At 35.2% G+C, this 20,577-nt stretch carries 15 protein-coding genes and 2 riboswitches; of the genes, 5 read left to right on the top strand and 10 right to left on the bottom strand.

The genetic code is table 11. The features are described from left to right. Positions 1–153 precede the first annotated feature (153 nt). Positions 154–247, top strand: a riboswitch (cyclic di-GMP riboswitch). 61 nt (positions 248–308) lie between these two features. After that, complete coding sequence (locus tag ACM9HF_RS00715; protein WP_473613598.1) at positions 309–668, top strand: DUF3718 domain-containing protein; 360 nt, start codon at positions 309–311, stop codon at positions 666–668. A gap of 257 nt (positions 669–925) precedes the next feature. Then, positions 926–1,019: riboswitch (cyclic di-GMP riboswitch) on the top strand. Next, on the top strand, positions 1,000–1,440 hold the full coding sequence (locus ACM9HF_RS00710; RefSeq protein ID WP_473613597.1) for a DUF3718 domain-containing protein: 441 nt from the start codon (positions 1,000–1,002) through the stop codon (positions 1,438–1,440). It overlaps the preceding riboswitch by 20 nt. A gap of 552 nt (positions 1,441–1,992) precedes the next feature. On the opposite strand, the gene ACM9HF_RS00705 is transcribed toward ACM9HF_RS00710, so the two are convergent. From ACM9HF_RS00705 to ACM9HF_RS00695, 3 genes are all read right to left on the bottom strand, one after another. Continuing rightward, on the bottom strand, positions 1,993–3,567 hold the full coding sequence (locus ACM9HF_RS00705; protein ID WP_473613596.1) for an MFS transporter: 1,575 nt from the start codon (positions 3,565–3,567) through the stop codon (positions 1,993–1,995). Between the two features lie 75 nt (positions 3,568–3,642). Continuing rightward, the gene (locus ACM9HF_RS00700; RefSeq protein WP_473613595.1) at positions 3,643–4,722 is read right to left on the bottom strand and encodes a glycoside hydrolase family 117 protein; all 1,080 of its coding nucleotides are present in this window, start codon (positions 4,720–4,722) and stop codon (positions 3,643–3,645) included. A gap of 4 nt (positions 4,723–4,726) precedes the next feature. Beyond that, positions 4,727–5,674, bottom strand: a complete 948-nt coding sequence (locus ACM9HF_RS00695) for a sugar kinase (RefSeq protein ID WP_473613594.1) — start codon at positions 5,672–5,674, stop codon at positions 4,727–4,729. Positions 5,675–5,851: 177 nt separating this feature from the next. Here ACM9HF_RS00695 and ACM9HF_RS00690 point away from each other — a divergent pair, with 177 nt between their 5' ends. The 3 genes from ACM9HF_RS00690 (at position 5,852) to ACM9HF_RS00680 (ending at position 10,429) form a co-directional block, all read left to right on the top strand. Further along, entirely contained in the window at positions 5,852–8,185 is a 2,334-nt protein-coding gene (locus ACM9HF_RS00690; RefSeq protein ID WP_473613593.1) for a beta-galactosidase, read from the top strand. Between the two features lie 200 nt (positions 8,186–8,385). Next, positions 8,386–9,000 (top strand): GntR family transcriptional regulator, encoded by a 615-nt coding sequence (locus ACM9HF_RS00685; protein ID WP_473613592.1) that lies wholly within the window; start codon positions 8,386–8,388, stop codon positions 8,998–9,000. A gap of 400 nt (positions 9,001–9,400) precedes the next feature. Further along, a complete protein-coding gene (locus tag ACM9HF_RS00680) occupies positions 9,401–10,429 on the top strand; it encodes an NHL repeat-containing protein (protein ID WP_473618348.1) in 1,029 nt (342 codons plus the stop codon). Between the two features lie 66 nt (positions 10,430–10,495). Here ACM9HF_RS00680 and ACM9HF_RS00675 read toward each other — a convergent pair whose 3' ends face one another. The 7 genes from ACM9HF_RS00675 to ACM9HF_RS00645 all read right to left on the bottom strand — a co-directional run bounded on the left by ACM9HF_RS00675 (position 10,496) and on the right by ACM9HF_RS00645 (position 20,531). Continuing rightward, positions 10,496–11,230, bottom strand: coding sequence for a SapC family protein (locus tag ACM9HF_RS00675; RefSeq protein WP_473613591.1), 735 nt, complete (start codon positions 11,228–11,230; stop codon positions 10,496–10,498). A 15-nt stretch (positions 11,231–11,245) separates the two neighbouring features. Continuing rightward, complete coding sequence (locus tag ACM9HF_RS00670; RefSeq protein ID WP_473613590.1) at positions 11,246–12,799, bottom strand: tryptophan halogenase family protein; 1,554 nt, start codon at positions 12,797–12,799, stop codon at positions 11,246–11,248. Between the two features lie 159 nt (positions 12,800–12,958). Further along, on the bottom strand, positions 12,959–15,739 hold the full coding sequence (locus tag ACM9HF_RS00665) for a TonB-dependent receptor (protein ID WP_473613589.1): 2,781 nt from the start codon (positions 15,737–15,739) through the stop codon (positions 12,959–12,961). A 376-nt stretch (positions 15,740–16,115) separates the two neighbouring features. After that, positions 16,116–17,579: an aldehyde dehydrogenase gene (aldA, locus tag ACM9HF_RS00660; protein ID WP_473613588.1), complete on the bottom strand. Its 1,464-nt coding sequence runs from the start codon at positions 17,577–17,579 to the stop codon at positions 16,116–16,118. A 4-nt stretch (positions 17,580–17,583) separates the two neighbouring features. Continuing rightward, positions 17,584–18,348 carry a 2,5-didehydro-3-deoxy-L-galactonate 5-reductase gene (locus ACM9HF_RS00655; protein ID WP_473618347.1) on the bottom strand — a complete coding sequence of 255 codons (765 nt, stop codon included), beginning with the start codon at positions 18,346–18,348 and terminating at the stop codon, positions 17,584–17,586. A gap of 36 nt (positions 18,349–18,384) precedes the next feature. Continuing rightward, positions 18,385–19,407: a zinc-dependent alcohol dehydrogenase gene (locus ACM9HF_RS00650; protein ID WP_473613587.1), complete on the bottom strand. Its 1,023-nt coding sequence runs from the start codon at positions 19,405–19,407 to the stop codon at positions 18,385–18,387. An 11-nt stretch (positions 19,408–19,418) separates the two neighbouring features. Further along, entirely contained in the window at positions 19,419–20,531 is a 1,113-nt protein-coding gene (locus ACM9HF_RS00645; protein ID WP_473613586.1) for a mandelate racemase/muconate lactonizing enzyme family protein, read from the bottom strand. Positions 20,532–20,577 lie beyond the last annotated feature (46 nt).

Raw genomic sequence — 20,577 nt, 5'->3', positions numbered from 1 at the left:
GTAAAAAACAACTCACCAGGGGGATATCCTTTACAAAACCTTAACTTCCCCTTAACTTACCCTTAACCTAAGATTATGATATATAAAGGTTTTTTATTTACTAAAAGCTTACTACCCTTGCTTTTCAAGTGTTTATTTAATATACTGAATAAGACAGAGAAAAGGCAAGACACATGAAAATGTGTTACGCAAAACCACCGGTCTAAGGATTATATTATTATAAGTCTATGACAGCGGAGTTACCGAACGATAAGGTACATCCCGTGGTTTTTTCTTTTACTAACTCAATTAATCCAGAGGTTAATAAAATGAAAAAATTATTACTAGTTTCTACTATTACAGCTTTAACATTAACGACTATTGTAACAACGCCTAAAGCACAGGCTGCTAACATCGCCCAAAGCGTATGTGAGTATGTGGCTGCTGATGACAAGAAGCGTATGCGTTCTTTTTTAAAGACGAATAAGCTTAAAATTCGTAGTATTTTTGATGGTATTCAATGTAATGGTAAAAACCTGTTGGTGTTTGCAGCAGATAGAGGTTCAATTGAGACAGGCTCTTTGATGATTTCTAAATTACCAAAGAAAGTTGTCTCAGCTAACTTAGATTTATTGCAATCCGGATCACAACCATTATTAGAGGCAGCTAACAAACGCGTTAGTAGCTAATTTTATTTTTAGTAGGCGTTACTTGTTTTACAATATGTTTTACTAGAAATAACTCTATGTCATTAAAAAGCCAGCTTATGCTGGTTTTTTCATATAAACAATATAAATTTTATTAACAAAACCACAGTATTAATTATATATTCCCAAAAAAAATCGTCAGATAAAAATCCATTAAGAACATGATATAGTTTAAATTTCACTCTAATATGATAAAAATTTACTTGCTTTAAAATTTAAGATTAGCGATACTACGCTCGACAAAGAAAAGGCAAGACACGCGAAAACGTGTTACGCAAAACCACCGGTCTAAGGATTTACATTGGGTAAATCTATGACAGCGGAGTTACCGAACTATCAGGTACATCCCGTGGTTTTTTCTTTTACTAACTCAATTAATTACAAGGTTATTAAAATGAAAAAATTATTACTAGTTTCTACTATTACTGCTTTAACATTAACGTCTATCGTAACAACACCAAAAGCACAAGCTGCTAACATCGCCCAAAGTGTATGTGAGTATGTGGCTGCTGATGACAAGAAGCGTATGCGTTCTTTTTTAAAGACGAATAAACTTAAAATTCGTAGTATTTTTGATGGTATTCAATGTAATGGTAAAAACCTGTTGGTGTTTGCAGCAGATCAAGGGTCGATTGAAACAGGTTCTATGATGATTTCTAAATTACCAAAGAAAGTTGTTTCTGAAAACCTAGCTCTACTGCAATCCGGATCGCAACCATTATTAGAAGTAGCTAACGAACGCGTTAGTAGCTAACTTTATTTTTAGTAGGCGTTATTGTTTTACAATATGTTTTACTAGAGATAATTCTATGTCATTAAAAAAACCAGCTTAGGCTGGTTTTTTTTCGTTTCAATATTTGTATAACGACATCGCTACTTATACCAATCGCAATAACCAATCATTTATACTCCTTCAGATGTCCAATTACATCATTATTTAATAATTAGAACACTCCTTATTAAAATAAACATCTCGGCTACAGGACGTATATGCTTAGGTTCAGCCTCGAAGGATGAACCTGTGTATTTGACCATTTTATCTTGCTCTCGACATCGTTACTTCTTTAATATTGAGTTCAAGGCCATTAAGTTCATCACCTTGTATTAGAAATGCTTCTATCATTCAATAATCTCGGATCAGATTAACCTATTTCACTCTGGTAAAACTAAATAACAACCTGTAATTCAATAAATAATACAAAACATCAATATGATTTAAAGATAAATAACTCAAATAATTAATAGCCAAGTTGTTATCAAAAAAAAGCCTCAACATTCGTGAGGCTTTAGTACTTAATCAATATCCTTATTTAGCTGCTAGTTCAAGCTCTATTTCTTCAATGGTTTTATTTTTAGTTTCAGGGATAACTTTATACGAGAAAAACAATCCTATTACACAACAAATTAGATACAAACCAAACGTTGAAACGGCCCCCATATTAGCTAACTGCCACGGGAAGAATAGCGGCACAACAATACCACCAAAAACACTCGCTACAAAGCCACATAATGGAATAGCTACAGCACGTACTTTCGTTGTAAAGACTTCTGATAAAAGTATCCAAACAACAGGCCCTAACGAAAAGTTATAAGCACATTGAAAACTAATAATACCAATCAATACCATTAAGCCATTAATAGAAGTAGCGGCTGTCATTATGCTACCTTCTAAATTCACAAAGCTTTCACGACCAATTACATTTTCTACTGCCTGTTTAAATTCAAAATCAGAAGCAAACTCTACATTTAATAAAGGTTGTAACAATGAAATATCTACAGAGTCTTTTAATGCGATAACGGATTCAGCTGTTAGCATATATGTTGCGTTAAAAAATCCTAAAGTAACAAGTCCTAAACTTAAAATAGCCCAAGTTAAGCCGCCAAGTAAAATAGGTCTACGTCCAAGTTTATCAATAAAGACTAAAGCAAGTACTGTAAATAATAAACCTATACCACCTACCATAACTGTTTGTCCAAAAGCAGAACTTTCACTGCCACCCAGTTGTGAAAATATGGTTGGCATGTAAGCTAAAACGGCATTCATACCAGTCATAGGTTGAATGATAGTAATAACAACACCAATAATTAATGCTGTACGCATTGTAGGAGTACAAAGTAACTTAAACTGTTGAACTAAAGATAATGCATGATGATTTGTGTCATTCAAACTATGCACAATTTCATGCATTTGTTTGTCTAACTCTTCAGGCTCTGTAATTTTAGTCAAAGCTTGTTTGGCTCGCTCTTCTTTTCCGTTTAATGCCAACCAACGAGGGCTTTCAGGTACTATAAATAACGCTAAAAACCATAAGAACGCTGGAACTATTTCGGCACCTAACATCCAGCGCCAAGCGTTATCCGCGTGTAATCCAATATTTATCGCCCAGTCAGCATTTTGTTCTGTGGCATTAATAATGTAGTAATTAAAAATCTGAGCAACAAAAATACCAATAACAATATTTAACTGATTTAAACCCACCAGTTTTCCACGTGATTTAGGTGGTGCAATTTCACCTATATACATAGAGGCTAGCGATAAAGAAGCAAATGCTAAACCACCAAGAAAACGAGCCCAAAATAAAAATTCGGCACTGGGTGCATAAGCTGATCCTATAGCCGATAAAGTATATAGCGCAGCGATGGTTAATGCTGTATTTTTTCGACCAAATTTATCCGAAAAATAACTGGTACAAATAAGCCCAACTAATGCGCCCCAGCCTGGGCCTGAAACAATATAACCAACTTCTAACGCACTTAAACCAAATTCTAATGTTATTGCTTTAATCGTTCCTGAAATAAGGATGATATCTAAACCGAAGACAAAACCACCAAAGGCAATAATTAACGAGTATAAAAATGCATTTCTTGTAGGTGTAAACATATAACACTACCTATTTTTGAATGTTTTTAAAAGAAAACCACTTTACGACAATACGTTAAAGTGGTTTTATGTGTTTTAGCTACCAGTATTTTGGAACGTTCCAGCATCTAATATTTGCTTGCGTGTTGTGTATTTACAAATAAAGTTCCAGTTCCAGCTAGCATCGTATTTATGGCAAAGTCCCCATGCTACACCTGGTTTTTCAAGTTCTTCTGTACCACTACGATACAAACCAATAGCTTCAGGTGCACCTTTAATATGTGCTTTTATTTCAAAGTTAATACCATCTGGCGCAAATTGTACTGTATTTTTTTCAGGTCCATCGGTCGTTAGTAATGAAGCTATTCCGCCAAGGTAATTCCACACAACGACTTCGTGCCCGCTATTTGAGATTGGATTATATTCAGACTTAATATACGGCCCTTCAATATTGTCAGCAATAGCAACACCATGCTTAATTTCTCTCCCTCCAAAGTTCATTCCCTCTCCCATAGTTTCACCTTTGTAATAAAGATAAAATTTTTGATTAAAAAATAATAAACAAGGATCGTGTACTTTATGGCTATCAAAACTGCCTTTAGATTTAACATTAAATCGACTATCTTCATCACCTTCCCACTCTCCATCCATTGAAGGACTTAAAATAGGTTGTGTAGACTTTTTCCAAGGGCCATATGGGCTATCTGCAATAGCTAATGCCACTTGCTCTATTTGACGATTTACATAAGGAAACTGAACAGTTTGGTACACCAAATAATATTTATTTTCATGTACTAAAACTTCAGGTGTAAAAACAGCCCTATCATCGAAAGCCCCTGCTTCACCGCGCTCAATAGCAACGCCTTCTTCTTTCCATGTTTCAGTATCTTGTGAAGTTGCATGCCAAACTTCAGTTAAATCCCATGGGAAAACTTTATCTTCAATGTTAGAAGAACCAAAACCGACCGTTTCTCCTTGTCCTTTCGTATACCAACAATGATATAAATCACCTACTTTGATCACTGAGGTAGGATCACGTCTTATAACACCTTCTTCAAAAGCAAAATCGCCTTTTAAAGGCTTTATATCAAACTCTGTCATCCAATCAGAGTTTTTCTGATCATATCCGCGTTCGATTGCACGCTTACTTGCCAAACTTAGTTTTTTTTCTTGCATACGCTTAGACCTTAACTTTATTTTTCGTTGCTATTTCAGACTGATATATAGTCTGACTTAAAATTGCACCTTTATGTTGTACAACTTTCCCTGCAATAAAGCAGGCGTTTTTTATTGATTGGGAGATAGTACTGTCAGAAAGTCTTGAAGCTAAATATGTACCTGCAAAAGAATCTCCTGCTGCGGTACTATCTACTTGAATAGGAGCGGCTTCAAAAGGTTGATGTGCAACTTGTTGGTTGTTTTCAAATCCATAAGTTCCATTTTTACCACATTTAATAATCACCTCTTTGGCATCTAAAGCATGGCAATAATCAGCTATTTCTTGATAAGTTGTATGACCATAAAGCTCTTCATGTTCTTCAAGCCCTGGCATAACAATATCGCTATTTTTATAAGATTGCTCTAACCAATGAATAGCATGTTCCTTATTCTGCCACATAGCAGGCCGATAATTAGGATCAAACGCTATTTTGCTACCTAAACGCCTTAATTGCGTTAGTAGGTCAAAGAGTAAACCTTTATCTTCATCAGATAAAATGCCTAATGTAATGCCACTAAAAAAAACAATATCAAAGCCTGAGCACATTTGCACAAGTTCATCTAAAGGCTTTAGTGTCATCATATGAGTCGCTGCTGAGTTTTTTCGCCAATAGCTAAAACTCCTCTCACCCAATTCGTCTGTTGATATACTGTATATTCCAATAGTAAGTTCTTTCGTTTTTATACATTGTTCATTTGAAATTTTTTCAAATGCCCATCTTTCCTGCATATCATTACTAACTTCATCGGCACCTATGGCAGTAAAAAAGCTTGTTTTTATATTAGGATTAAATCTGTTGGCATATACCAATGCATTATAGGTATCACCAGCATAAGACTTTCTAATAGTGTCTGCATTTTCATGAGTTAATTCCAACATGCATTCACCAACAGCTAAAAGTTTTTTCATTTAATATTAAGCCTCGTTAACCCTTTAAGTCATCACTGACGATTTTCGTTATACTTAGAATCTAGTTTTAAGTTAATTATATTACCTCAAAAAACAAACATTGTTAACAATTTTCATTTTACAAATATATAGGTATACTCAGCTAAATAAAGAAAGATGACAATATAAGGCAAAAAAATGAACCGTAATTTTATTTACTCTATTGTTGCTGCGTCTTTGATCTCTGTAGTTGGTTGCCAACAAACAGAAAAACAATCAAACACAGCAGTAAAACAAACACAATCGGCTAGCTCTGAACTAACCAGCCTGCTAAATTTTAATAACGATACAGACAATAAGTTTATAGAAACCTATAATACGCAAACTCGTGTTATAGGTGATAACGCGCTTAATGTTAATTTTCAATCAAAAGAAAATAGCTACGCTTCTATTAGTTTTACTCCATCAACTCCGTGGGATTGGAGTCATTTTGAAGACTTCAACCTTGCATTTGATATAGCCAATCCAGGCGAACATTCAGTACAAATATACTTAGATATAACAGATATCGACGGTGCTAACTATACAAGAACCGTTAATGTCGCCAGAGGCAAGGCTAATACTTACTACGCCAAAATGGCTGGCCATGATTTAGGTACGCCTGAAGGTGACGAAGCAGTAGAGTTAAATTTTAACTCTGGCCTTAGATCAAACCCTGATACGTGGGAATCAGACGAATTACAATTTGTTTCTATGTGGGGTAAAAAAAATCTTAACCTTGCAGGCATTAAGAAAATAAATTTAAGTGTACAAAGTGCGTTACACGATAAAACAATAATTATTAAAAATGTTCGATTGAGAAAAAATCCAGAATTTAACAAGCAATATTTAACCCATATTGTTGATGAATTTGGCCAAAATGCTAAACAAAATTTTCCTTTTAAAATAAATTCTCAAGCTGATCTAATTAAAGAAAGAGATGCCGAAAGTAAATTATTAGACGGTAAATTAACAGAAGGTTATTCAAAATTTGGAGGTTGGTTAAATGGTCCTAAATTGAAAGCAACAGGATTTTTTAGAACCGAAAAAGTCAACGGTAAATGGTCATTAGTTGATCCTGAAGGCTATTTATATTTTGCTACAGGTATCGACATTATTCGTTTATCAAACTCTACAACAATGACTGGCTATGATTTTGATCAAGAAGTATTAGCGAAAAAAGATCCAAACGATGTAACGCCTGAAGATTCTCAAGGATTAAACCGCGTCAGCAATAACGCTATACCAACAAGATTTGTTGCATCTGAAATTAGAAAAAACTTGTTTGAATGGTTACCTAGCTACGATGAACCATTAGGAAAACACTATGGTTACAGAAAAAGTGCTCATTCAGGTCCACTTAAACATGGAGAAACGTACAGCTTTTATTCAGCCAACTTAGAGCGTAAATACGGCCAAAACAACGCTAATTACCTAGACAAATGGCAAGAAGTTACCGTTAACAGAATGAAAAACTGGGGATTTACCTCTTTAGGTAACTGGACGGATCCAAGCTACTACGACAATAACCAAGTTCCTTATTTTGCTAATGGATGGATTATTGGTGACTTTAAAACCGTATCAAGTGGCAATGACTTTTGGGCACCTTTACCAGATGTTTTTGATCCCGTATTTAAAGAAAGAGCATTAGTTACCGCTAAAACTATATCGGAACAAATTAAAGCAAACCCTTGGTGTGTCGGTATCTTTATTGATAATGAAAAAAGCTTCGGCCGAAGTGAATCTAAAGAATCTTTATACGGTATAGTGATTAACACCTTAACTCGCGACGGTAAAACAGTACCAACTAAAGCTGAATTTACACGCTTAATGAAGAACAAGTACAAAGATATTCAGCAATTAAATACCGCATGGAACAAAAAAATTGCTTCTTGGGACGAGTTTAACACAGGCATTGACTCAACGTTTAAAACGGAAAAACAAGTTGAAGACTACTCTCTATTATTGAGTGCCTATGCTGATAAATACTTTAGTGTTGTTGACTCAGCTTTAAATACTTATGTACCAAATCATATGTATTTAGGCGCTAGATTCCCTGATTGGGGTAAACCTATGGAAGTAGTAAAAGCATCAGCTAAATATGTAGATGTAGTCAGTTACAACATCTATAAAGAAGGTATTCATCCTGAATCTTGGAAATTTTTAGAAGAAATTGATATGCCAAGTATTATTGGAGAATTTCATGTTGGCGCTCGAGATACTGGATTATTCCATCCTGGTTTGATCCAAGCATCAGATCAAGAAGATAGAGCAAAAATGTATAAAGATTACATGAACTCAGTAATTAATAATCCTTACTTTATAGGTGCTCATTGGTTTCAATACATTGACTCACCTATTACAGGTAGAGCTTATGATGGTGAAAACTATAACGTTGGCTTTATTTCAGTAACCGATTCACCTTATCCTCCTATGATTAAAGCTGCTAAAGAGCTTCATTCACAAATGTATCAACAGCGATTTGGTAAGTAATACTGTTTTAAATAACGGAATTTTGTTAACAAAATTCCGTTATTTTCTACAAAGTAAACTTTAATTTATTGTTTCTATCATTAATATTATGTTTTAAAAGCAAAAGACCTGTTTTTTGTAAACAATAAAACATAAAGCAATTGTAAAAAAAATCATTTTTACATAAGATATAACCTATAAATAATCACTAAGGCAAAGATATGGTTGCGAAAAGACCAACAAAAATTTTATCCGTTAAAGATCAAATTGCAGAGCAGCTTCGCTCAGATATAATTTCAGGAGAGTTAGCTCCTAATACCAAATTGAACGAAAAAGAGTTAGCTGAACGTTTTGGTTTATCACGTGGTCCTATTCGCGATGTAATATTACAGTTAACCAAAGAAGGTTTACTCATATCTAAAAATAACTGTGGCGCTTCAGTTAACAGTTTATTAGATCCTAAATTACAAAAACTCATGATCAACTTACGACGAAACATTGAGTTATTTGCTATTGATCAATTAAAAGACTCTCTTACCGAAGAAGATTTCCAAGAGCTTGAAAATATTTTGACTGAACTGCAAGCAGCCTTTGATAATCAAGACTATACCGAAGTAACGAAAGTAGACATATCTTTTCATAACTACCTTATATACAAAGCAGGTGGTGACGAACTTGTTAACATTTGGTATCCCTACGTAATGAGAATGCGCTTAAATTACAAACGCTTAACTACAAGTTCTGCTTGTGTTAACGAACATAGACTTATTCTAGATGCATTAAAAAGTGGCGATATAAACAAAGCCTCTAAAGCTGTTAAAGCTAACATTAAATAAAACATTTATTCAGTGGCATAAATTCATTTAATCGCCTAATCTATTCAATTTAAAAGCGTTTTCATAAAAACATCAAATAAAACGCTTTTAAATGGATACCAATCCCCAGCTAAAACGTTGTTGATTTCTGTTATATTCCCTCAAACAACATTGTTAACAATTTAAATTTCACAATAAGATTAAAGTTGATACAATAATATCTATTTCATTACTAAGTTGATCTATTTTTATTAAAAATAACCTAGCTAGTATTTAGACTAGGAATGATTGATTTATTAGTAAGGTAGATAAATGCATACTTGTTCTATTTTAAAATATTAATTCAACCTCAAGGTATACAAACGTGATAACTCATAATCAAGCCGCTACATTTCCAAAATCTTCAGTTGATCCTCACGGTATGGTTGTTGGACAAGGCGACTTTACCTACCGGGTAAATACACAATGGGCAAAACTAGATACTTCAAAAACACCTGTAGAAAACTGTCATGACTTAGCAATAGACTCACAAGGTCGCATTATTTTAGTGACCGATAATATCGCTAATAATTTCATTATATTCAACAAAGACGGTGAATTTATTGACGCATGGGGAACAGAATATCCTGGAGCGCATGCTATAAAAATAGTAAACGAAAACGGTGAAGATTTTATCTATGTTGTAGACAGCGGCTGGATATTAAATAAAAACTGGGATGGAAAATCAACTGACGCTTGGGAGTCACCTTTCAATAAAGTTATTGCTCAATCAGGTTTTATTTCAAAGTTAACGCTCGATGGCAAACTGATCTTTACCCTAGGTCACCCACAAACAATTGATGTATATACACCTGACATGCCATTTAGGCCAACAGACATAGCCATAGCACCTAATGGTGACTTATATGTTACTGATGGCTATGGTTCTGACTTTGTATTGCAATATGACTCTCAAGGACGCTTTATTCGTTGTTGGGGCGGTCATGAAAATAAAAATGACAAACTAAATTTAAAAAATACCCATGGCATTGCAATAGATTTACGCACACCAAACGATCCTCACCTTATTATAAGTTCGCGTGCAGAACAATCTCTTAAATTATTTGAAATGAATGGTGACTATCGTTCAACAATTGATGTAGCTGGAGCCTATATAGGTGGACCTAAATTTAGCGGTGAAAACTTTTTCGCTCCTGTATGTTGGTCACATATTGATAACACTAATGCTCAAGAGTCTGGTTTTATTTCTATATTTAATAAAGAAAATAAAGTTATTGCTAACTTAGGTGGTACGCAACCAGAATATATAAATGGTCAACTTCAACCGATGCAAAGCTCATGGGATGTGTTCCAACATTGCCATGGTATTTGTATAGATGATGAAGAAAATTTATACGTTGGCCAATGGAACTCTCATCACGCCCTTCCCTATAAACTAGAACGTCTCTAAAACATTTAAAAGCGTTGAGTACAGTTAAATTAATTCAACGCTTTTTATTTGAATTTGAAAGTTCAATTACTTCTTATTACTTGTTAAACGCTTACGTTTAAGAACTATCAGTTTTTGTACATGTCCTATTGATGCCATAAGTAAATAACATGCTTGTAAATAACCTTTTTGATGGAGTTCAGTTAATACTTCGGTTGATAGTTTTTTTAGCTTATCTTCGTTTATTGTGTATATACCATCAAAACGCTTATCTTCATTATTAAAAGAAACCGTGAGTTGTACCGCTTCAATTAAATCATGTTTAGAAAGTATTTTAATAAAAGCTTCCGTTTGAATCATGCCGTTAATCAGTGTTGCTAGCTGATTATTAACCTCATTCATATAAGCGGTTGTATTACCTTCGTCATCAAAGATCCGTTCACCTTCGGCTTCTTGAACACGGGTATTATCCATATTAATAGTAATTACGGTATTCTCTGGCGTAGGATTGGCGCCTGCAGGGCTATTAACTGCCACCATAAATGGCTGACGGCGTATATGAAGCGGAATATAATTAGCATCCCACTGTTCTTCATTTAAAAATAAATTTTCGCCTGCCTCAAAACCTAATAAAGCACTTAAACCAAATTGACCTGTTTCATTGTCTTTAATTAAACACACAGGGTATTCAAGTATCAGTTTATTTAATTCAGCAGCAACAACAGGAACTAAATGAATATTCTCTCCAAATTTAGCGCCTCGTCCCTTTATTACACGTGTATTTTTATGCTTATTTGTATCTAAAACTGTAAAATTTGTCATATATCTATCCTATTTTTATACGCGCTGTAAGCCATATTGGTATATTTTATTTAGCAATTCGCGATTTGTTTTCAATGTGCTTGTATATTCTTTAGTTTGCATAGCAACTTGTTGAAAATGTTCTGCTGCAACTTGCTGGCTTTGCTCTGAAATACCGAAAGGGTTCGGTTCTGTATTAAATCCCATACCGTATAAAATATATTGATAACTTGCGGCAGGGAAAACCTCTAACGATTGTTCAAAATCAGTATCGCTAGGTTCTTGATATTGCCATAATAATAACTGTTCTTTTAAATAATCAGAAAGTGTATTTGGGTCTCGGTGATCAATCCAAAACTGGCTATCCGTTCTTTTATTTAAACAATAATGTAGTTTTAAAAAATCTATGATGCGCTCCCAACGGTAACTAAAAGTTGTATTAAAACGCTTAGCGGCTATATCCATTGTAGTTCTATTCGTTGGAAACTTATCAGCAATCATTTGCGCAGATATTTCTACTAATAACAAAGCAGACGCTTCAAGCGGCTCTAAAAAGCCTGCAGATAAACCGATAGCGACACAGTTTTTTTCCCAAAATTTTTCTCTATGGCCAGGATTAAAAGCTATTTTTCTAAAAGATAGTTTTTCAGCTTCTACCGAAGAAAGGTTAAGATAATTGAGTAATTCTTGATGAGCTTTATCATCACTAATATAACGACTTGAATAAACATGGCCAACACCACGACGAGTAGATAAACCTATATCCCATATCCAACCTGCTGATTGTGCTGTAGAAAGTGTATGTGAAACTATTGGACTATTTTGATCTTCATAAGGTACTTGCACTGCAAGTGCCGTATCAGCAAATAAAGTATCACGACAAGAAACAAAAGGAACGTTAAAGTGTTCACCTAAAAGGAGGGATTTAAACCCCGTACAATCAATAAAAAAATCGCCTACTAACTCTGTATCTAAAGACGTTGTTAATGAGGAAATATCGCCGTTATTATCTGAATTAACCTTAACAACATTCGCTGAAACATAGTTAACACCTAAGGTATTAATACAATGCTTTTTCAAAAATTCAGAAAAAACACCAGCATCTAAATGATAAGCATAATTGGCAACTGCTGCATATTCAGCCGTTATCATTTGTTTGGGGGCTAATCCTAACTCACAGATAGCTTCTTGATAACAAACTGTATTTGAAAATGATTGTTCGTCATTATTATTTTTCCAATGTTTAGCTAAGTTAATTGAATCGTAACCTTGGGGTAACACAAGCGGATGATAATAAAAGTCATCTTTAGCTCCCGTAACCCATTGAGAAAACTTAGCACCTTGTTTGAATGACACATTACATTCTTTAATAAAATCAGTTTCTCGTATTCCCATATTTTTTAAAGTATTACGCATCGTTGGCCAAGTACCTTCACCAACACCAACAATAGGGATATCAGGAGATTCAATTAATGTAATAGAAAAGCCCGAATCTACTTCTTTTTTGAGTGTTGAAGCTAAAATACCTGCAGTTATCCAACCTGCAGTGCCTCCTCCAACAATTACGATATTTTTTATATGTTTAGTCATATTAAAGACCTCTACATTTAAAGGATATTTATAAAGCAAAAAAGGGGAACCCCAAAATATGGTGTTCCCCTCCCATTATACTCAATTAAATAAAATACATACTAATACTGATTAGTACTTCATATAATAACGAGTACATATGAACAATCAGTGTATTCGTTAAAATTTAGCTCTAACGCCTACATTATAACGTGCACCATATTCTTCAAAATCAACAAGTTGACGAGAAAAACGGCTATAACGTCGTGTTGTTTCTTCAGTAATATTGATACCTTCAACAAATACAGAAACCGTATCATTAATATCGTAGCTAGCATTAATATCAACTTGCGAATAAGCTTCAGTAAACGTTGGAGAAGTACCACCTTGAAGCAAGAAGTCATCACGCCAGTTATAAGCAACTCGGAATGAAATAGCATCTTTTTCATAAAATGCAACGACATTCGCTGAATCACTCAGCCCTGTTAATGCAAAATCATTACTTAAACTGTAAGGGTTGTATTCATCACTACTATTTACTACTGTATAGTTAACAATACCACCAAAACCTGAATCTCCAAACATATGTTGAATGTTAAATTCCCAACCATTCACTTCTGTTTCATCTTGATTCACAGGCGTTGTTACAGTCCAAATAATTGCTGGATCTGTAGGTTGAGATACACAATCAGGGTTAGGCAAAGCTACACTTCCTGATGGACAAATACCTCTTGGATTTATACTTGGATTAGTAATAGGACCATCTGGTCCTTCAATGATACGTTCTTCTTCACCATTAGCAATGAAGTTATCTACTTCTTTACGGAAATGCCCAATAGAAACATAACTACCTTCTCCATAATACCACTCTAACGAAAGATCTAAGTTTTTAGCTTCGTAAGGCAATAAGTTAGGATTACCTTGGCTTGCTCTAAATGGTCCTGTAGAAAAATGATTATCCAAAGAAGTTGCAGGAAACATAGCATCAATACTGCTTCGAGAAATTGTATTACTGTATGAAACACGCGCTACAAGATCTTTTTGAATTTCTAAACTTAAGTTTAAACTAGGTAAATAGTGACTATACTTACCTTTTAATTCACTAGCCTCTGTCGTAGGAGATAAAATTTTCGACATTTCAAGTGGTGTTATCCAATTCAATCCTACTACAGGTTGAATAACAGAATATGAACTTACATTTGTTGTTTCATGACGCAAACCTAAATTCGCATTAAATGGCATATCATTAAATTCTGTCGCAATATCAAATGAAATATAAATAGCATCAGTATCTTCTTCTATACCATTAATATCTTTTGATTCTTCATTAAGTAAACCTTGCGCTTCAACTAAATCTAAGAATTGATCGGCGCTATATCGTGAAAGTTGATCAAAACCAATTTCACCAGGTACGAATGTTAGATCTAAATCACTAATATCCAATGCACCGCCACCTAAACCAAAGTTAGCACCGTAAATATCAATTGTATCTACTTTATAAACCGTATTTGAAATACCAAAATTAATCGCGGTTAAATCACCGTCGCCCATGTTTTCCCAACGGCCATCAATTTGAATTTGTTTAATATTATTTTCAATTTCAAAACCACGTTCTTGATATAAATCACCTTCAATATTAGCCTTATCAAATGCTCCACCTGTTAGACCTGCCGCAGCAAACCCTGAGTCATCATAAGACACCGTTGGAATATCTCCAGAAAAATCAGCACTTATAGTTACAGGCGCAGCAGCACCAAATGGGTTTTTCAAATTAGCGATTCTTTCTGCAGGAAGCGCACCTGGATTTGCATGCGATGTAGAATTATGAGCATCAATTGTAAATGAAAGAGAGTCAGTTGCTTGCCAATCTATATTAATTCCAACAGAATCATTTTCAGTTTCATATTGATATTCCCATGCCCAGAAGTTTAACTCATCGTTTTGTCTACTTGGATTAATAATTGTACCATTGGCATCAGCATTACCCGTTTCAACATTATCAAACCAAAAACTTGTACGATTCATAGTACTTTTATCATCTAAACGAGAAAGTACATAATCAGTACTAATAATAAGATTATCAGTAGGTGCAAATTGTAATACTAATTGAGCATTTTGGCGTTCACGTTCTGTATCTCGATCATCAACATCAACTGTTGGCACTCTCCAAGTATTTAAATCAGGATTTTTTGATGTATCAATATTAGCAGTACCTGGGTTTGCTTGCCCTGGGTATCCAGTAGCCCATCCGCCTTGTGTCCCTATACGATCAGAATGGCTATCACGAGCAGAATGAGAAAGAGCTAATAAAACACCAAAAGTGTCATCCATAAATGTATTACTAATCATCCCTGAAACTTCTGGTGTGACGGTACTCCCTGTATCAACACTAGTATCAATAATACCTTTTGCACTAGCTATTGCTTTAAAGCCGTCATAATCGAAAGGCTTAGCTGATTTAATATTAATCGTAGCACCAATACCACCCGAATTGAGATCGGCACGACCTGTTTTATAAACTTCAACAGCAGAAACGGTTTCTGCACCAATTTCTTTGAAGTTAAAGCTACGTGTAATGCCTTCTGATGCCAGTGCAGATGAATTAGGCATTTGACGACCATTTAAGGTAACTAGGTTAAAGCTAGGTCCAAAACCACGAACCGTAACTTGGTTACCTTCATTATTTGAGCGGTCTATTGAAACACCTGTAATGCGTTGTAACGATTCAGCTAAGTTAGTATCTGGAAACTTGCCGATATCTTCCGCTGAAATACCATCAACAACACCTGACGCATCTCGTTTAAGTGCTGTAGATTTACTTAAAGAACTAAAAATACCAGTAACTTGAATAACTTCAACTTCGCTTGTATCCGTTTTTGCCTCTTCAGCAAAGACTTGACCACTGCTAGCAACTAACATTGCTGCAAAAATCGAATTTAATTTAAATTGACTTTGTTTCATTTGACTTCCCCTTTAGTTTGTTTTTTTGTAATCAAATAATACACAATAATTATTTAATTGTTAACAATCTATCATTAGAATTGGTACTGGTCAACTTGTTATAAAACCAAAGTAAAATAAAGATTACCAACAATAAAAACTTGCTATATAAAAATACGTAAATAATTGAATATAAAGAAGATTAACAATATTTTTTTATAAATTATTTATTAAAAATTTTAATTAAAAAACATATTTTATTTCAGTATATAAAACCTCTAATTCACGGATAAAAAACATTGTTTTTTGGATAAAAAAAACCCTTAATAAAAACTATTAAGGGTCAATTTTCACACAGGGGGGAGTTATGTAAAAATATAAAAATGTAAAAACTTAACTATTTTTCTACCATGTATACTGTTTTCTTCTCTAGGTATTGCTCAAGACCAAATTTACCGTCTTCGCCACCAAAACCACTTTGTTTCCAACCATTGTGGAAGCCTTGATGTTGTTCACCCATTCCGCGATTAACATATACTTCACCAACTTCTAATTCGTTGATTGCTTTGTTAATATCGAAGAAATTTTTCGTATAAATATAAGCACTTAAACCATAAATACTGTCGTTACAGAATTCGATTGCTTGGTCCATATCTTTTACTTTAATAATAGGTAAAACAGGGCCAAAGGTTTCTTCGTGCACAGCAATATTGTCTTGTGCCACATCAACTAACAAGGTAGGTTCATACCAACAACCACCTTCATAGCCAGTTACCGTTGCAGTTTTACCACCGGTCGCAACAGTAGCACCTTGTTTGATACTTTCTTGTACAATATGATCAATGTTTTCAATTTCACGTTGGTTACATTTTGGTCCCATTTGTGTATCAGGGTTCATAGGGTCACCAACTCTTAACGCTTTAACAGCCGGTAAAAATTTATCCATGAATTTTTCATACACACTTTCTTGAACATATAAGCGTTCAACACAAGTACAAACCTGACCACAGTTAGCAAAACGTCCCCAAAGAGCACCTTCAACCGCTGCATCTAAATCAGCATCTTCCATTACAACCATAGGCGCTTTACCACCTAGCTCTAACATAACCGGAGTCATATATTCAGCTGATGTTTTGTAGATTTGCTTACCTGCAGCAGTAGACCCTGTCATAGTGATCATTTTAGTGATTGGGCTTTCACACAATGCTTGACCAACAACTGAACCAGAACCATTAATCACGTTAAGTACACCAGCAGGAATACCTGCTTCGTTAGCAATACGACCTAATTCGGTTGTTGCTAAAGGCGTTTCTTGAGTTGGTTTTAATACAATAGTATTACCTGTTATTAACGCAGGACCAATTTTACGGCCAGCCAATGCTAACGGGAAATTCCAAGCTGTAATACCTACTACAACACCACGTGGTACTTTGTGAATGTAAATTTTTTCATCTTCGTTGTCTGAAGGAAGAATATCACCTTCAATGGTTAACGCATGATCACAAGCGTAATCAATGAATGTAGCCGTAACGTCTACTTCCATTTGAGCAACAGATAATAATTTACCTTGTTCAGCCACTAACATCGGCGCAAGAATATCTTTATTTTCACGAATTTTATTCGCAAAGTTACGAAGAATACTTTGACGTGTGCGTGCAGTTAATTTAGCCCATTTTTTTTGAGCAGCATCAGCTAATTCTAGCGCGTGTTGTGCATCTTCAGCACAACCTTTTGGAATAGCGCCAATCACTTCACCTGTAGACGGACTTAAAATATCAATTTTACCGTCTACTTTCGATGAAATATATTCACCATTAATAAAGTTTACATTGTTTTGAAATTTAAAATTTTGCGTAGCCATGGAATTATCTCCCCATCCAGCCGCCGTCTACCAATAAGATAGCGCCGTTAACATAACTAGCAGCTTCAGAAGCTAAAAATACTGCTGGTCCTTTAAAGTCTTCAGGATTACCCCAACGACCTTGTGGAATACGACCTAAAATAGCCGCATTACGTTCTGCATCAGCACGAAGTGCTTCCGTGTTATCTGTATTGATATAACCCGGTGCAATAGCATTAACGTTTACGCCTTTACCAGCCCATTCGTTAGACAAAGCCATAACCAATTGGCCAATAGCGCCTTTACTTGCTGCATAGCCAGGAACAGTAATACCGCCTTGGAATGTTAATAAAGAAGCCGTAAATATAATTTTACCTGCACCACGATTAACCATTTCTTTACCAATTTCACGGCTAAGAATAAATTGTGAGTTTAAATTAACGTCAATCACTTTATCCCATAAGTCATCGCCATGTTCAGCTGCAGGAGCACGTAAAATAGTACCCGCGTTGTTCACTAAAATATCAATTTTAGGGAAGTCAGCTTTTACTTCTTTGATGAAAGCATATAAAGAATCACGATCAGAAAAATCACATTGGTAACCTTTAAAGTTTTTCCCTAGTGCTTTTACTTCTTTTTCAACGTCAGAACCTTCAAGTTCTAACGATGCTGAAACACCAATAATGTCAGCGCCAGCTTCAGCCAAACCTAATGCGATACCTTTACCAATACCACGTTTACAACCGGTAACTAAGGCTACTTTGCCTTCTAAACTAAACTTCTCAAACATGTTATTCATTTCTAAAACCCTGTATCTAATATCAAACTATTCTGCGTTACATTCAACAAGTGCTTTCATGCCTTCTGGATTACCATCCATGCTAGCGAATGCTGTACCAATTTCAGCTAACGGACTTACTGAGCTAATAAATGGCTTGAGATCAATTTGACCTGAAGCAATTAATTCAATTGCCCAATCAAAGTCTGCGGCTTCGTATACACGAGCGCCAAGTAACTCAAGTTCTTTCCAGAAAAATTGAAACAAATCAATTTCAGGTTTAGTACTATGAATCGCCACCATAACGATACGACCACGACGCCCTGCTATTTGAGTCATTGCATCAATTGCTGGTTTAACGCCTGATACTTCAAATACTACATCAGCACCTTTAGTTGCTGTCCATTCGTCAACGTAAGCAGCTAAATCTTGATCAATAGGGTTAACTGATTTAACACCTAATTCGTCAGCAAATGCACGACGGCTTTCATTAGGTTCAGACACTAATACTTCTGCGCCAACACTTTTCGCAACAGCAGCAACTAATTGACCAATTGGACCACCACCTAGAACAACAACTTTTTCGCCCGCTTTTAAACGTGAACGACGTACGTCATGACAAGCTACAGATAAAGGTTCAACTAATGCACCTTGTTTTAAATCAACACCAGCAGGTAATTTATGTAATGTACGTGCTTTAACTGTCCAGCTTGATTGGAAAGCACCAGGGGTATCTATACCCATAAATTTAAGGTTTTGACAAATATGGGTGTGTCCTGCATTACACGTAGGACATTCGCCACACCAATCAAGTGGACGAACAACTACTTTTTCACCCACAGCAAAACCAGTAACACCAGCTCCAATTTCAGCAACAACACCTGAAATTTCGTGACCTATCGTTTGTGGGATAGAAACACGTTGATCCATTACACCGTGATAAATATGCATATCTGTACCACAGATACCTACATAACCTACGTTTAAACGTACTTCACCAGCTTGAGGCGCTAGTTCTTCACCAGCAACTAAATCAAAACCTTTATTACCTATATAACGAGCAGCAACCATTTTTTTTACCCTTAAGAATGTTTAATTAAATATTGACTAAGTAGCGCGTCGTCGAATACAACGCCTGTTCCTGCAACTTCTGGAGCAATAGCTCTTCCATTTTCATCTAACTGAAGAGGATGTTTTGTGTATTGATCGATTGGAAACGAATGTACTTCTAAGTAGCCTGAGTGAGCTTGAGAAGCTAACAAAGACACATGTAATTCATGCATACCATGGCTACAAAGAGGCAAGTTATTGTCTTTAGCCATTTTTGCCACTCTCAAAAACCCAGTAATACCACCAATATTTGAAGCATCTGGCTGTAAAAAGCTCAACTTAGCTTGTGCGATGGCATAACCAAATTCATGAGTTGTATGCAAGTTTTCACCCATAGCAAGTGGGATATTGATATTGTTTGCAATTTTTGCAAACCCTAAATAATCGTCAGGTATTGTTGGCTCTTCAAACCAAGAAATATCGTATTTTTCTATCGCTTTACCAAATACAATGGCTTGATCTACCGATAGTGAGTAGTTTGCATCTACCATAAATACAATATCAGAACCAATAAGCTCTCTAACCGCTGCAACACGTGCAACGTCTTCAAGGTAATTTTCTTTACCTACCTTAATCTTTACGGCTTTAAAGCCTTTGTTAAGGTAACCTTGAATGTTACTTAATAATTTTTCTTGTGAAAAGTTCAAATCAATACCACCTGCGTAACAAGCAGTTGTATTACTTGCCCCACCAGCAACTTGCCAAAGCGGTTTATCTAAACGTTTACAATGCACATCCCATAACGCGATATCGACAGCAGACATAGCAAAACTGACTAAACCGCCACGACCTACATAATGTAGATGCCATTCCATTTCATCCCAAATTTTTTCAATTTGAGAAGCGTCTTGATCCAACAACAAAGGTTTTAATTCATCATTCAAAAGAGAATAAATGGCACGACCACCTTTACCTCCAGTGTATGTGTAACCAACACCTTCTAATCCATCTTCACAAATAACTCTTAAAAGAATTAATTCGAAATGCGTATGATCACCATGTTTAGCATCAGATAAAACTTCCGCTAGAGGTACTTGATAATATTCAACTTTTACGGAGCTAATTTTATTCACATTTAAATCCATAGTTCTACCTAACACTACAAAAACAGTTTATTGTTAACAATTTACA

The organism is Colwellia sp. RE-S-Sl-9, from assembly GCF_048296855.1.
Taxonomy (GTDB): domain Bacteria; phylum Pseudomonadota; class Gammaproteobacteria; order Enterobacterales; family Alteromonadaceae; genus Pseudocolwellia.
The sequence above is the reverse complement of the archived record's forward strand: the minus strand, read 5'-3'. Positions and strand labels throughout refer to the sequence as shown.